This window comes from Amycolatopsis benzoatilytica AK 16/65 (genome assembly GCF_000383915.1).
GTDB classification, from domain to species: Bacteria; Actinomycetota; Actinomycetes; order Mycobacteriales; family Pseudonocardiaceae; genus Amycolatopsis; species Amycolatopsis benzoatilytica.
In genome coordinates this window covers 7,587,577-7,600,992 of record NZ_KB912942.1, presented here as the reverse complement: position 1 = coordinate 7,600,992, position 13,416 = coordinate 7,587,577, and the positions used below count along the sequence as shown (strand labels likewise).

General features: G+C 69.0%; 12 protein-coding genes. 3 read left to right on the top strand and 9 right to left on the bottom strand.

Features of this window, described 5'->3' with window-relative positions; all coding sequences use genetic code 11:
* Positions 1 to 18: 18 nt before the first annotated feature.
* The gene (locus AMYBE_RS0135480) at positions 19 to 1,866 is read left to right on the top strand and encodes a S9 family peptidase (RefSeq protein WP_020664149.1); all 1,848 of its coding nucleotides are present in this window, start codon (positions 19 to 21) and stop codon (positions 1,864 to 1,866) included.
* A gap of 89 nt (positions 1,867 to 1,955) precedes the next feature.
* Here the strand turns inward: AMYBE_RS0135480 and AMYBE_RS0135475 are convergent, their stop codons facing one another.
* The 4 genes from AMYBE_RS0135475 to AMYBE_RS0135460 form a co-directional block, all read right to left on the bottom strand.
* A complete protein-coding gene (locus AMYBE_RS0135475; protein ID WP_020664148.1) occupies positions 1,956 to 2,582 on the bottom strand; it encodes a TIGR03085 family metal-binding protein in 627 nt (208 codons plus the stop codon).
* A gap of 31 nt (positions 2,583 to 2,613) precedes the next feature.
* Positions 2,614 to 4,005 carry a glutamate decarboxylase gene (gad, locus tag AMYBE_RS0135470; protein WP_020664147.1) on the bottom strand — a complete coding sequence of 464 codons (1,392 nt, stop codon included), beginning with the start codon at positions 4,003 to 4,005 and terminating at the stop codon, positions 2,614 to 2,616.
* A 51-nt stretch (positions 4,006 to 4,056) separates the two neighbouring features.
* Positions 4,057 to 4,479, bottom strand: a complete 423-nt coding sequence (locus AMYBE_RS0135465) for an organic hydroperoxide resistance protein (protein WP_020664146.1) — start codon at positions 4,477 to 4,479, stop codon at positions 4,057 to 4,059.
* 112 nt (positions 4,480 to 4,591) lie between these two features.
* Positions 4,592 to 5,140 carry an NADPH-dependent FMN reductase gene (locus AMYBE_RS0135460; RefSeq protein ID WP_027928365.1) on the bottom strand — a complete coding sequence of 183 codons (549 nt, stop codon included), beginning with the start codon at positions 5,138 to 5,140 and terminating at the stop codon, positions 4,592 to 4,594.
* Between the two features lie 154 nt (positions 5,141 to 5,294).
* Between AMYBE_RS0135460 and AMYBE_RS0135455 the strand changes: the two genes are divergently transcribed.
* Positions 5,295 to 6,350, top strand: coding sequence for an alpha/beta hydrolase (locus tag AMYBE_RS0135455; protein WP_020664144.1), 1,056 nt, complete (start codon positions 5,295 to 5,297; stop codon positions 6,348 to 6,350).
* A 126-nt stretch (positions 6,351 to 6,476) separates the two neighbouring features.
* On the opposite strand, the gene AMYBE_RS0135450 is transcribed toward AMYBE_RS0135455, so the two are convergent.
* Positions 6,477 to 7,046, bottom strand: a complete 570-nt coding sequence (locus tag AMYBE_RS0135450; protein WP_020664143.1) for a hypothetical protein — start codon at positions 7,044 to 7,046, stop codon at positions 6,477 to 6,479.
* 689 nt (positions 7,047 to 7,735) lie between these two features.
* Here AMYBE_RS0135450 and AMYBE_RS0135445 point away from each other — a divergent pair.
* On the top strand, positions 7,736 to 8,893 hold the full coding sequence (locus AMYBE_RS0135445; RefSeq protein WP_051124830.1) for an MFS transporter: 1,158 nt from the start codon (positions 7,736 to 7,738) through the stop codon (positions 8,891 to 8,893).
* 79 nt (positions 8,894 to 8,972) lie between these two features.
* Here AMYBE_RS0135445 and AMYBE_RS0135440 read toward each other — a convergent pair whose 3' ends face one another.
* From AMYBE_RS0135440 to AMYBE_RS0135425, 4 genes are all read right to left on the bottom strand, one after another.
* Positions 8,973 to 9,350, bottom strand: coding sequence for a hypothetical protein (locus AMYBE_RS0135440; protein WP_027928364.1), 378 nt, complete (start codon positions 9,348 to 9,350; stop codon positions 8,973 to 8,975).
* A gap of 57 nt (positions 9,351 to 9,407) precedes the next feature.
* Entirely contained in the window at positions 9,408 to 10,598 is a 1,191-nt protein-coding gene (locus AMYBE_RS0135435; protein ID WP_020664140.1) for an RtcB family protein, read from the bottom strand.
* Positions 10,599 to 10,916: 318 nt separating this feature from the next.
* A complete protein-coding gene (locus tag AMYBE_RS0135430) occupies positions 10,917 to 11,957 on the bottom strand; it encodes an aspartate-semialdehyde dehydrogenase (protein ID WP_020664139.1) in 1,041 nt (346 codons plus the stop codon).
* Positions 11,957 to 13,222, bottom strand: a complete 1,266-nt coding sequence (locus AMYBE_RS0135425; protein WP_020664138.1) for an aspartate kinase — start codon at positions 13,220 to 13,222, stop codon at positions 11,957 to 11,959. Before AMYBE_RS0135425 ends, AMYBE_RS0135430 begins: the two co-directional genes overlap by 1 nt.
* Positions 13,223 to 13,416: the final 194 nt, after the last annotated feature.

The window sequence follows — 13,416 nt, the reverse complement described above, 5'->3', positions numbered from 1 at the left end:
TGGTGGCAGGATCGAGGGGTGAGCACGCAGTCAGGCAACCAGAATCCGCCCGCGGTGGTCCCGGACCGCCTGTTCGACGACGCCGAAGCCGAAAAGCGCTGGCGAGCGCGGTTTCACGCGCCCCGGATCTCAGTGCCCGAATGGGCCCGCGACAACCCGGACGCCAACGTGTACGTCTCCAACGCCAGCGGCGTGTGGGAGGTCTACGCCTGGGACCGCGGCACCGACAGTCACCGCCGCGTCACGGACCGGCCCGCTGGCACGTTGCACGCCACCCCCGCGCCTGACGGGTCCGCCATCTGGTGGTTCGACGACACCGACGGCGACGAGTTCGGTTCCTGGCGCAGCCAGCCGTTCGACGGCGACAGCTCGGCCGCGGTCAAGGCGCTGCCGGACATCCACGACGGGTACCCGGCCGGGCTGGAGATCGGCAGCCGGGTGATCGCCGCCGGCGTCTCGACCGATGACGGCAGCGAGCTGTTCGCCAAGATCAACGGTGTCACCGAGCGCTTCTACCAGCACTCGGACGACGCGGGCATCGCGTCGATGTCGCGCGACGAAAGCCTGCTGGCCATCTCGCACTCCGAGCACGGCGACTCCCGGCACCCGGCGCTGCGCGTGCTGTCCACCGACGGCTTCACAACCGTCGCGGAGAAGTGGGACGGCGCAGGGAAAGGCTTGCAAGCGCTGGAATTCTCGCCGCTGCCCGGCGACCAGCGGGTGCTCGTCCTGCACGAACGCCGCGGCCGCGAGGAGCTGCTCGTCTGGGACGTGCGAGCGGACACCGAGACCGAACTGCGGATCGACCTGCCCGGCGAGGTCGTCGCCGACTGGTACCCGGACGCTCGCGCACTGCTCGTCGTGCACTTCCACGAGGCACGCAGTTCTTTGTACCGCTACGACCTCGAGACCAGCGAACTGTCTGCTGTGGACACGCCGCCGGGCCGGATCGGCGGCGCGGGCGTGCGGCCCGACGGGACCATCGAGTACTCGTGGTCCAGTGCGGCCGAGCCGGCCGCGGTCCGGGCCCGCACCGCCGACGGCACCGATTCAGTGCTGCTGGCCCCGCCGGGTGAGCGCGCGCCGGGTTCGTCGCCGGTGACCGACGCGTTCGTCGAGGGCGTCGGCGGCCGGATCCACGCGCTGGTCTCCCGCCCGGCAGATGCCCCGGACGGCCCACTGCCCACGGTCTTCTCCCTGCACGGCGGCCCGCACGCGGCCGACGAGGACCGGTTCTCGGCTTATCGAGCTACCTGGCTGGACGCCGGGTTCGCGGTGGTCGAGGTCAACTACCGCGGTTCCACCGGCTACGGCTCGGCCTGGCGCGACGCGATCGAGGGCCGCCCCGGCCTGACCGAACTGGAAGACGTCGCCGCGGTCCACGACTGGGCCGTCGAAAGTGGACTGTCCGATAAGGACAAGTGCGTGGTGAACGGTGCGTCCTGGGGCGGGTACCTGACGCTGCTGGCAATGGGAACCCAGCCGACGCGCTGGGCGGCCGGAGTCGCGGGCGTGCCGGTGGCCGACTACGTGGCGGCCTACGAGGACGAGATGGAGCAGCTGCGCTCGTTCGACCGCGCCCTGTTCGGCGGCGCACCGGAGGACGTGCCGGCGGTGTACCGGGAGTGCTCGCCGCTCACCTACGTGGACGCCGTCGCCGCCCCGGTCCTGATCCTGGCCGGCGACAACGACCCGCGCTGCCCGATCCGGCAGATCGAGAACTACCTGGCCCGCCTCGCCAAGCGCGACGCCCCGCACGAGTTCTACCGCTACGACGCGGGACACGGGTCGCTGGTGATCGCCGAGACGATCAAGCAGACCGCCATCGAGGTGTACTTCGCCCTGCGGGCGGTGGGAATGCGCTGATCGATCCGAGCCGCGTTCGACGGTAGTCCGTGAAGGGCCCCTTGAGGGAAGCTACTTCCCTCAAGGGGCCCTTCACGGACTTGCGCTGGTCAGAGCCCGCGCGGAGTGTTCTTCAACCGCTCGATCGCAGCGGCGTCGCCCTCGAACTCCAGCCGCACCGCGTCCCGGCCGAAAATGAACAGCAGCAGCTCCACCGGTTCGCCGATCACGGTGACCACCGGCGTACCCGATTTCACCGACGCCGTCTCGCCGCCAGGGGTCCGCAGCAGCACGCCGACCGGCGACTTCCGCAGGTTCAGCTTGGCGATCCGCGGGATCAGCCGCCACACTGCCGCGTCGCGAGACGGGTCGGCGGGCCGCGGTTCCCAGCCCGGCTGAGCGCGGCGGACATCCTCGTGGTGCACCAGGAATTCCGCACTGTTCACGAGCTCGTCGACCTTGCCGGGCGACGTCGGCCACCAGCGCGACGGCCCGCGGCGGACCTGGTCGACCAGCTCTGGCCAGGAGCGGGCCGCGACGTCGTCCTGCACGCGCTGCGTGTAGCCGGCGAGCGCGGGAATCACGATGCCCGGCATCGCGTCCGGCCGATGCTCCCGCACGACCAGATGCGCGGCCAGGTCCCGCGTCTTCCAGCCTTCGCACAACGTCGGCTCGTCCGGGCCGAGCTCCTCGAAGAGGTCGCTCAGTGCGTGGCGTTCATCCTTGGCGAGGCCCATGCCCGTCATATTACCCGTCAGTAGAACCCGGTCAGTGGTGGAAGGCGGTCGAGGCCTCCGGCGAATGCTGCGGCTCGGGCTGGCGGCGCAGCTCCGGCAGCACGCGCTTCAGGTCCGCGAGCAGCATGTCGGCCAGGTCGTGGGTGAAGCCGTTGCGCACGACGACGCGCAGCACCGCGAGGTCTGTCCGGTTGTCCGGGAATGTGTACGCGGGCACCAGCCAGCCGCGTTCGCGGAGGCGGCGGGACACGTCGAAGACGTCGAATTCCGTGACGCCGGAGCGAGTCGTGAACGCGAACACCGGCAACTGGTCGCCGCGGGTGAGCAATTCGAACGGCTCCAGCTTGGAGATCTGGTCCGCCAGGTACATCGCGACGTCCCGCGAAGCTTGTTGGACCGCACGGAAGCCTTCCCGGCCGAGCCGGACGAAGGTGTAGTACTGCGCGGCGACTTCCGAGCCCGGACGGGAGAAGTTCAGCGCGAAGGTCGGCATGTCGCCGCCCAGGTAGTTGACGTTGAACACCAGCTCCTCGGGCAGCGCGTCCTTGTCGCGCCAGACGATCCAGCCGACGCCCGGGTACACCAGGCCGTACTTGTGCCCGGAGGTGTTGATCGACACCACGCGCGGCAGCCGGAAGTCCCAGACCAGGTCCTCATCGAGGAACGGGGCGATCATCGCGCCGGAAGCACCGTCGACGTGCACCGGGATGTCCCAGCCGGTCTTCTCCTGCAGTGCGTCCAGCGCCGCCGCGACCTCGGCGACCGGCTCGTAGCTGCCGTCGAAGGTCGAACCGAGAATCGCGACGACGCCAATGGTGTTCTCGTCGCAGAGCTTGACCGCTTCCTCCGCGGACAGGTGGTACCGGTCGCCCTCCATCGGTACCAGCCGCGGCTCGACCTCCCAGTACTCGCAGAACTTTTCCCAGCACACCTGGACGTTGATGCCCATCACCAGGTTCGGTTTGCCGGTCCTGCCCAGCTTCGACCAGCGCCGCTTCATCGCCATCCCGGCGAGCATGCAGGCTTCCGACGACCCAGTGGTCGAGCAGCCCATGATGTCGGTCGGGTCCGGCGCGTGCCACAGATCGGCGAGGATGTTCACGCAGCGCCGCTCGAGTTCGGCGGTCTGCGGGTACTCGTCCTTGTCGATCATGTTCTTGTCGACGCACTCCGCCATCAGCTCACGCGCCTGCGGCTCCATCCACGTCGTGACGAACGTGGCGAGGTTGAGCCGCGCGTTGCCGTCGAGCATCAGCTCGTCGCGCACCAGCTGCAGCGCGGTGTCCGGCGGCAGCGAATCGTCGCGCAGCCGGTCGCGCGGCATCGAGAAGTCCGCGGCGAACGCCGGATTGTCTCCGGCGAACAACGGATTCGTCCCGGTCTTCCGATCTGCCCGGTCTTGCTTCCCCTTGTGCAGCACCATGGCTGCGAACCTACTGCGGGCACCGGGGCCGGACCACCGAAACGCGCGGGCTCAGACGGTGGCGGCGATCTGCACGTCGATGTTGCCGCGGGTGGCGTTGGAGTACGGGCACACCTGGTGCGCCTGCTCGACCAGCCGGTCGGCGTCGGCCTGCGCGAGGCCGGGCAGCGTCACGTCGAGCCGCACGCCCAGCTGGAAACCGACCTCCTGCTTGTAAACACTGACCGATCCGGTCACGGTCGCGGCCGGCAGCGTCACCTTGGACTGCCGCGCGACGGCTTGCAGCGCGCTCAGAAAACAGGCGGAGTAGCCGGCGGCGAACAGCTGTTCCGGGTTCGTCTTGTCACCGCCGGGGCCGCCCATCTCCTTCGGGATCGCGAGCGATTCGTCCAGCACGCCGTCCGAAGAAGTCACGTCGCCGTTGCGGCCTTCTCCTCGTGCGGTCGCGGCAGCGGTGTAGATCGGGTCGGCCATGGCGGTACCTCCTAGTCGGGGGACGCTGGTCAGCGTCCCAGGAAGGTCAACATGGCGCTTCCCCGGAATGGTGCCGGGACATGGCGGTGATCACGCGGCGGAATATCGGGGCTCAGCGCACCCGGAGCAGTGCGTGCTCGGCGACCTGCTGGCCGATCAGCCGCAGCGTCCGGACGCTCTTCTCGTCCGAGGCGCCGCCAGTCTCGTCGAACTTGGTCTCCGCGGAGTTGATCGAACCGCCCAGCGGCGTCGCCCAGCCGCGCAACGCGTGCGTGATCGTGCGCAGCTGTTCGAGCGTGGTGACCGCGGCCTGCCAGCCGTAGGCGACCGCGGCCAGGCCGACCGCGCGTTCGTGCAGGTAGGGACGCTCGTCCTCGCGCAGATCCTCGATGTAGTCGAGGGCGTTTTTGACCAGGCCGGAGAGCCCGCCGTGGTAGCCCGGCGAGACGACGATCAGCCCGTCTGCCCGCCGCACGCCTTCGATGAGCCGCGCAGCCCGCTCGTCGCGTTCGGTGTTGGCGGTGTCGTAGAACGGCAGCACCAGCTCCGGGCCGGGAATCAGCTCGGTGACGACGCCTTGCTCCTCGGCGGCAGCGAGCGCGATGCGCAGCGCGCGCTCGGACTGCGAGCCTTCTCGCAGGGAACCGCCGATACCGAGGATTTTGACCGTCTTAGCCGCCTTCACAGGATCGAGGCTAACCCCTCTACCTAACTGGAGGACCAGGATCCGAGACAGAGGCTTGAGTCACACTCCAACTGGACTAACGTACCTACTCGCAAGTAACCTCAGCGTATCCGGCGTTCGAGGAGGAACGATGGCGATTCCGCTCCAGGTCCGTGCCCAGGCCGCTGCCGCGCAGCTGGTGTTCTGGCTGCCGCGGCCGGTGCGCAGGCTGCTAGCCGGCGCGCCGCTGCGTCGTGACGGGCAGGAGCTCGCTCTCGACGCGCAGCTGCTGCTGCGGCTGCAGAAACTCTCCGGAGCGGCGCTCGTCCACGAGACCGTCGAGCAGTCGCGCGCACTGCTGGAGCTGGGCCAGCACCTGGTCGGCGGCAAGCGGATCGAGCCGGTCGCGACGCGCGATGTCGCCATCCCGTCCGGCGACGCGACCCTGGACGCCACCCTGTATGTACCGGCCGGCCTGCCCGAACCGTCCGGCCTGCTGGTGTTCTTCCACGGCGGCGGCTGGGTGGTCGGCAGCCGCGCCACGCACGACAGCGCGGCCCGGTTCCTCGCGAGGCACGCCGGGGTGCGCGTGCTGTCGGTGGAGTACCGGCTCGCGCCGGAAAGCCCGTTCCCCGGACCGGTCGAGGACGCGCTCGCCGCGTTCGACTACGCCCACGCCAAAGCCGCCGACCTCGGTGCCGACCCGGACCGCATCGCCGTCGGCGGCGACAGCGCCGGCGGCAACCTGGCCGCGGTCGTCGCGCTCGAAACGACCCGGCGCGGCGGCCCCGCGCCCGCGTTCCAGCTGCTGATCTATCCGGCGGTCGACTTCACGACGCGGCGCCGGTCGCGGGACCTGTTCGCCGAAGACCTCTTCCTCACCGACGAGGCCATGGTGTGGTTCGAGGGGCATTACTTGCCCGAAGGCGCGGACAAGGCCGATCCGCGGATGTCGCCGTTGGTCGCGTCCGACCACAGTGGACTCCCGCCGGCGTACATCGTGACCGCGGGATTCGACCCGCTGCGCGACGAAGGCGAGGCGTACGGCGAGAAACTGCGCGCCGCGGGGGTTCCGGTGGCGGTCAGCCGGCAGGAGGACCTGATCCACGGATTCCTCAACTTCACCGGGGTCGGAACGCGCTTCCGGGAGGCGATCGCGGAAATGGCGGGCGCGCTGCGGCTCGGGCTGGCCAAGCGGCAGGAGTAAACGCGCTAGCCGCATGGCGAGCGGCTCAGCCGGCTGGAATGGACCTTTCTGGCCCGGACATGGAACGGAGCCTGGTGCGGACGATCCGCACCAGGCTCCGGGCTTTTCAGCCGGGCTCCACTCCGGTCAAGGCTTGGGCACCGGCAACGGAGCCGGCGCCGGAACCGGCAACGGCGGGGTCGGCAACGGCGGGGTCGGGACCGGCAACGGTGGCACCGGCACCGATCCGAGCAGGCCGGCCAGAATGCCGGTGATCGCGCCGAGCAACGCCTTCACCAGATCGCTTACCACCTTCAGCGGCCCGGGCAGGTCCGGAATCGGCGGCAACGGCAACGGCGGGAGCTGGCGCGGCGTCGCGGTCGGGTCGCCGAGCAGCCGGTTGGACTCGTCCGCACGGACCTTCGCCGCCGACGAGAGCTGCTGCGTTTCGGACTGGATCTGGTAGCGCTTGCCCGCGGCGAGGTCGGCGAGCACCGGACTGAGCCGGTCGAGGTCGGCGCGCGTCTTCGCGACGTTGCCGGCGTAGGCCACCTTGGTCAGATCGTCGCGCATCTGCAGGACCTGCGCGGCGACGGCTTGGGTTGCGGAAGAGCCCTTGCCGCCCGCGGGGCTAGCGGAGGCCATCCCCGACGTGCCGACGGCCAGCAGACTGCCGGCGGCTACTACAGCAATGATCCGCCCGATCTTGCTTTTCATTCTTTTCCTCCCTGGCCACTGGGACCTGACGGATAAATCGATACCCGCCGTATCGGCCGAGCACCAGCCGATCACCAGATAGGGAGGTTTTCTAACCCTTACGTGCCGAATCCAACGGACCCGAATGTGCCCGCAATTGATTAACGTGGATGGCTTGCGCATCGCTCCGACGGTCACGGACCGCAGACCTGAATCTGACTCATGGTAGCCGCAGTGCCCGAATGGCGGCATTGCTCACCCACACAGGTGTAGTTCGTGATCGATTGACCGCATCACCCCGTTGAGCCGGGCGAGACCGCTGGTCCGACCGAGGGTGTCCCCCACGTACGCACCGCCGTCGGCCGATCCGCCCGAATCCGCTTTTTTCCTGGGGATACCTACTCCCTATCGGGGGAATCACCAGCTCGGCTCATGAACGTGAAAAATTGTTCACCGCGCCTTCGACTGAAATGCTTTGAGCGTCGCCGTCGAAGTTATCCCCCAGGTCGCGAGCACATTTTCCGCCTGCCCGAACGCCTGCCCGGCACCCGGCCGGGGCGCACGCTCCGGACACGGGGCGGGTGCGGGCTGGGCGCTGGCCGAGTGTGACGAAAAGAAGTTGCACGCGCGTACCAACTCTTGCTCTCATCGGGTACGTGCCTTTTCAGCCGTATCGCCGCGTCCTGACCGTCCCCGGGGTCCGCTCCTCGATGGTCTTGATGTTCTTCGCGCGCCTGCCGATGACGATGACCGGCGTAACGCTCACCCTGTACGTGGTGAGCGGGCTCGGCCGCGGCTACGGCGCGGCCGGCATCGTCGGCGCGGCCAGCACGCTGGGCATGGCGGTGGGCGCGCCGGTGATCGGCCGGATGATCGACCGGTACGGCCTGCGTCCGGTGGTCGCGGCGTGCGGGATCTCGACCACCGCGTTCTGGGCGGCGGTACCGCATCTGCCCTACGGGGCGCTGGTCGTGTGCGCGCTGCCGGCCGGCGTGCTGTCGGTGCCCGCGGGTTCGCTGGCCCGGCAGGTCCTGACCGCACTGGTAGCGGCCGGACAGCGACGGGCGGCGTACTCGCTGGACACGATCCTGGTGGAAGCTTCGTTCATGATCGGCCCGGCGGCCGGCATCGCGGCGATCTCGCAGCTGTCGGCGACCTTCACGATGACCGGGATCGGCACCATCTTCGGAGCCACCGCGCTGCTGATCTTCGCGTTGAACCCGCCGATCCGGAACGAGGACGAACTCGCCCCCGCGAAAACCACCCGTCCGCCGCTGCGGTCGTGGCTGACCGGGAAGCTGCTGGCGACCCTGCTGATCGCCGCCGGGACGCTGTTCTGCCTGGTCGGCACCGAGGTCGCGACACTGGCGGCACTGCGCGCGCACGACGACATCGGCTGGACCGGTTTGGTCATCGCGGTGATGTGCGCGGCCTCGATGCTCGGCGGGATCGTGCACGGAGCGGTGCGGAAGTCGCTGCCGCAGGGCGTGCTGATGCTGCTGCTGGCGGTGCTGGTGATCCCGGTCGGGCTGGCGACGCAGCCCTGGTGGCTGCTGATGCTGGTGTTGATCCCGACGAACCTGCTGTGCGCGCCGACGCTGGCGGCGACCACCGAGACGGTGAGCGCGCTGGCCCCGCCCGCGGTGCGCGGCGAGGCGATGGGACTGCAGGACGCGTCGACCCGGATCGGGCTGGCGGCGGGCAGCCCGGTGGTCGGGTTCGCCATCGACCACTCCAGCCCGGCATGGGGCTTCGCGGCCGCCGGGCTGGGCGGGCTCGCGTTGGCGGGGCTGGGATTGGCGTGGTCGCTGAGAGGGAGTTCGGCGCGGGTCCCGGCACTGGCCGCGGCGGTTCGGGCCCGGCGGTGAGGTGGGTCAGGGTTAGGCGGGGGCGGCCGGCGCACGCATAACCCGCAGCCCAAACGGCAGCTCCGTCAACCCGCGGCCGTCAGGTGCACGCCTTCCTCAGTGCGTCCAGCTTCTCCAAGTTCCGCTTCGTCCACCGCGCGACCACTCCGGCGTCCTCGATGCGTTCCTTCTGCACCTGGACATACGAATCCGCCATTCCGAGCAGCGCGTTCTTGACGTTCTCGTCCTTGACGTCCGTCGCCAGCTGCCGGAGGCGTTGTTCCTTGTCGTGTGCGCGCGCTTTCAGCTTGTCGGCGTCCACGAGCGGATTCAGGTCCGACAGTCCCAGCGCCTCAACGCAGGCAGACGCCTTGTCCTTCGCCTCGCCCGCTTTGCCGACCGCCGAATCGACTTCCTGGCATCCGGTCAGCAGTACGCCCGCCGCGACGAACACCGCGGCTGTCCCCCACCTTTTCATGATCCCCAGGGTAGCGGTTCCCGTGGGCGAACCGGGCGATTCGCCCACGGGATTCCTTCACCCCTTCACGCACACCACCTGCTTGAGGTGCGCGACCACCTCGACCAGGTCCGTCTGCGCCTTGATCACCGTCTCGATGTCCTTGTACGCGGCCGGGATCTCGTCCACCACCCCGGTGTCCTTCCGGCATTCGACACCCGACGTCTGCTCCGCGAGGTCCGCGGCGGTGAACGTCTTGCGCGCCTTCGTCCGCGACATCCGCCGGCCCGCGCCGTGCGAGGCCGATTCGAACGACGCGGTGTTGCCGAGACCGCGCACGATGTACGAGCCGGTTCCCATGCTGCCCGGGATGATTCCCAGGTCTCCCGCGCCGGCGCGGATCGCGCCCTTGCGGGTGACGAGCAGCTCTACGCCGTCGTAGGTTTCCTCGGCGACATAGTTGTGGTGACAGCTGATCGCGTCGTCGAAGGTCGTGCCGGGCACGACTTCCGCGACTGCCAGCTTCACCAGCGCGACCATCGTCGCCCGGTTGCGGGCCGCGTAGTCCTGCGCCCAGAACAGGTCTCGCCGGTAGGCCGCCATCTCCTGGGTGTTCGCCACGAATACCGCGAGATCGCGGTCCGGCAGGTCCTGGTTGTGCGGCAGCTTCCGGGCGATCGCCATGTGCCGCTCAGCGAGTTCCTTGCCGATGTTGCGCGAACCCGAGTGCAGCATCAACCAGACCCGGCCCTCGTCGGCGCCGCCCTGCTCAAGACAGACCTCGATGAAATGATTGCCGCCGCCGAGGCTGCCGATCTGCAGGTGCGCTCGCTTGCGCAGCTCCTGGACGCCTTCGTGCAAGTCGCCGAACGACTTCCAGAACGCGTCCCATCCGCCGACGCCGTGCACCTTCGCCGTGTTGACCGGCGTCTTGTGCAGACCGAACCCGACCGGCACCGCCGATTCGATCCGGCGGCGCAGCTTGCCGAGATCGTCGGGCAGGTCCGCGTCGGTCAGCGAGGTGCGCACCGCGCTCATCCCGCAGCCGATGTCGACGCCGACGGCAGCCGGGGACACCGCGTCGCGCATCGCGATCACGCTGCCGACGGTGGCGCCCTTTCCATAGTGGACGTCCGGCATCACCGCGACACCGTGCACCCACGGCAGGTTCGCGACATTGCGCAGCTGCCGCATCGCCTGGTCTTCGACGGATGCGGGATCCGCCCACATCCGGATCGGGACCCGCGAGCCGTCCACTGCCGTGTACATGTCTTTGCCTTTCCGCGACTGAAGTTTGCCGGTTCAGCATCCGGCACGACAGCGCGTTCGACAAACGGATTTCCGGACAACCGGGACACCGGTGCGGAGGTTCGGTGCCGACGGCGCGGCGCGCCTTCCCTGGTGATCGCCAAGCAGGCCGGGGTCCCGATCCGGTCTGCGCGGCAGACAACGAGAGCACTGAGAACCCGCTGCTGCCTTGGCTTCCAACAGATTCCGGGCCGCGTTCGGGCCGAAGCCGATCAAGCCGCGGCAGAAGAAACGAAACCGCCCGGCCCCACCAGGGACCGGGCGGTTTTCCCACGAAACTCAGCGGTTCTGCGCCACCAGCTCGGCGATCTGCACGGTGTTCAGCGCCGCGCCCTTGCGGAGGTTGTCCGCCGCCACGAACAGCGCCAAGCCCCGACCGTCCGGGACGCCCGGGTCGGTGCGGATGCGCCCGACCAGGCTCGGGTCGATGCCGGCCGCCTGCAGCGGGGTCGGCACGTCCGCCAGCTGCACGCCGGGCGCGCTCGCCAGCAGTTCGGTCGCGCGCTCGACCGACAGCGGCCGCTCGAATTCCACGTTCACCGACAGCGAGTGCCCGGTGAACACCGGAACCCGCACGCAGGTGCCGGACACCCGCAGCTCCGGGATGCCGAGGATCTTGCGGCTCTCGTTGCGCAGCTTCTTTTCCTCGTCCGTCTCGAACAGTCCGTCGTCCACAATGGATCCGGCCATCGGCAGGACGTTGAACGCGATCGGCGCGACGTACTTGGCCGGGGCAGGGAACTCGACCGCCGAACCGTCGTGGGTCAGCGCGGCCGCGCGCGACGCCACCGCGTTCACCTGCGCGGCCAGCTCGTCGACGCCGGCCAGGCCGCTGCCGGAAACCGCCTGATAGGTGCTCGCGATCATCCGCACCAGGCCGGCCTCGTCGTGCAGCGGCTTGAGGACCGGCATCGCGGCCATCGTGGTGCAGTTCGGGTTCGCGATGATGCCCTTGCGCGCTTCCTTGATCGCGTCCGGGTTCACTTCGCTGACGACCAGCGGCACGTCCGGGTCCATCCGGAACGCCGACGAGTTGTCGACCACGACCGCGCCCGCCTCGGCGAACCGCGGGGCCTGCTCGCGCGAGGTCGCGCCGCCCGCGGAGAACAGCGCGATGTCCAAACCGGACAGATCTGCGGTCGCGGTGTCCTCGACGGTGATCTCCTGATCCCGCCACGGCAGCGTGCGCCCGGCAGAACGGGACGAAGCGAAGTAGCGGATCTGCTCGACCGGGAAGTTCCGCTCGTCGAGCAGCTTGCGCATGACCGCGCCGACCTGGCCGGTCGCGCCGACCACGCCGATCCGAAGACCCGATGCCATCAGCGACCACTCCCCGCGTAGACGACGGCTTCTTCGTCGCCGCCGAGTTCGAACGCCTCGTGGATCGCGCGCACGGCCTCGTCCAGCTGCGCGTCGCGGATCAGCACCGAGATGCGGATCTCCGAGGTGTTGATGATTTCGATGTTCACGCCGGCGTTGGCCAGCGCCTCGCAGAACGTCGCGGTGACGCCCGGGTGCGAGCGCATTCCGGCGCCGACCAGCGACACCTTGCCGACGTGGTCGTCATAGAGGACCGACTCGAAGCCGATCTCCGCCTTGATCTTCTCGAGTTCCTTGACCGCCTTGGCGCCATTGGCCTTCGACAGCGTGAAGGTGATGTCGGTGCGGCCGGACGACGTGCTGGACACGTTCTGCAGCACCATGTCGATGTCGATCTCGGCGTCGGCGACGACCCGGAAGATGCGGCCCGCCGCGCCGGCGTGGTCCGGCACGCCGGTCACGGTGATCTTCGCTTCCGAGCGGTCGTGTGCCACGCCGGTGATCAGCGCTTGTTCCACGGGGATCTCCTCGATCGATCCGGTCACCGTGGTGCCCGGCTTGTCGCTGTAGGAAGAACGGACTCGGATCGGCACGCCGTAGCGGCGGGCGTACTCGACCGAACGCAGGTGCAGGATCTTCGATCCGCTCGCCGCGAGCTCCAGCATCTCCTCGTACGGAATGGTGTCGAGCTTTTTCGCGTCCGGAACGATCCGCGGGTCGGCCGAATACACACCGTCCACATCGGAATAGATCTCGCAGACGTCCGCGTTCAGCGCCGCGGCCAGCGCCACCGCCGTGGTGTCCGAGCCGCCGCGGCCGAGCGTGGTGATGTCCTTGGTGTCCTGTGCCACGCCCTGGAACCCGGCGACCAGCGCGACGTAGCCCTGCTCCAGCGCCTCGGTGACGCGGCTGGGGGTGACGTCGATGATGCGCGCGTTGCCGTGCACCGAGGTGGTGACCACGCCGGCCTGCGAACCGGTGAACGACCAGGCTTGCGCGCCTTGCGCGGAAATGGCCATCGCGACCAGCGAGTTCGAGATGCGCTCACCGGCGGTGAGCAGCATGTCCATTTCTCGCTCCGGCGGAGCCGGGTTCACTTGCTGCGCCAGATCCAGCAGCTCGTCGGTGGTGTCGCCCATCGCCGAGCACACGACGACCACGTCGTTGCCCGCCTTTTTGGTCGCGACGATCCGTTCTGCCACGCGCTTGATCCGGTCGGCACTTTCCAGCGACGATCCGCCGTACTTCTGGACCACGAGGGCCACGCCCGAACCTCCTTGACGGGCCGGGGCGGTCTCCTGGAGGGCACCTAGGAGCGCCCGCGGCCCTTCATTTGGGCAAAGCCTACCGGCGCGAGAGCCGGCGGACCTACCGTCGAGTGGCCGGTCACCGCCCGCGCGGACCGTTCGGAAGTAAATTTTCCTTGACGCGGAGGAAAAGTTCGAAGCCCTTCCGCCGG

Excerpts from the sequence above, each read along its gene's own strand:
- AMYBE_RS0135475 (WP_020664148.1), bottom strand. The coding sequence starts at position 2,582 with ATGGGCCTCGCCAAGGATGAACGCCACGCACTGAGCGACCTCTTCGAG.
- AMYBE_RS0135465 (WP_020664146.1), bottom strand. The coding sequence starts at position 4,479 with ATGGCCGACCCGATCTACACCGCTGCCGCGACCGCACGAGGAGAAGGC.
- AMYBE_RS0135455 (WP_020664144.1), top strand. The coding sequence starts at position 5,295 with ATGGCGATTCCGCTCCAGGTCCGTGCCCAGGCCGCTGCCGCGCAGCTG.
- gad (WP_020664147.1), bottom strand. The coding sequence starts at position 4,005 with ATGGTGCTGCACAAGGGGAAGCAAGACCGGGCAGATCGGAAGACCGGG.
- AMYBE_RS0135450 (WP_020664143.1), bottom strand. The coding sequence starts at position 7,046 with ATGAAAAGCAAGATCGGGCGGATCATTGCTGTAGTAGCCGCCGGCAGT.
- AMYBE_RS0135430 (WP_020664139.1), bottom strand. The coding sequence starts at position 11,957 with ATGGCATCGGGTCTTCGGATCGGCGTGGTCGGCGCGACCGGCCAGGTC.
- AMYBE_RS0135445 (WP_051124830.1), top strand. The coding sequence starts at position 7,736 with ATGGTCTTGATGTTCTTCGCGCGCCTGCCGATGACGATGACCGGCGTA.
- AMYBE_RS0135435 (WP_020664140.1), bottom strand. The coding sequence starts at position 10,598 with ATGTACACGGCAGTGGACGGCTCGCGGGTCCCGATCCGGATGTGGGCG.
- AMYBE_RS0135440 (WP_027928364.1), bottom strand. The coding sequence starts at position 9,350 with ATGAAAAGGTGGGGGACAGCCGCGGTGTTCGTCGCGGCGGGCGTACTG.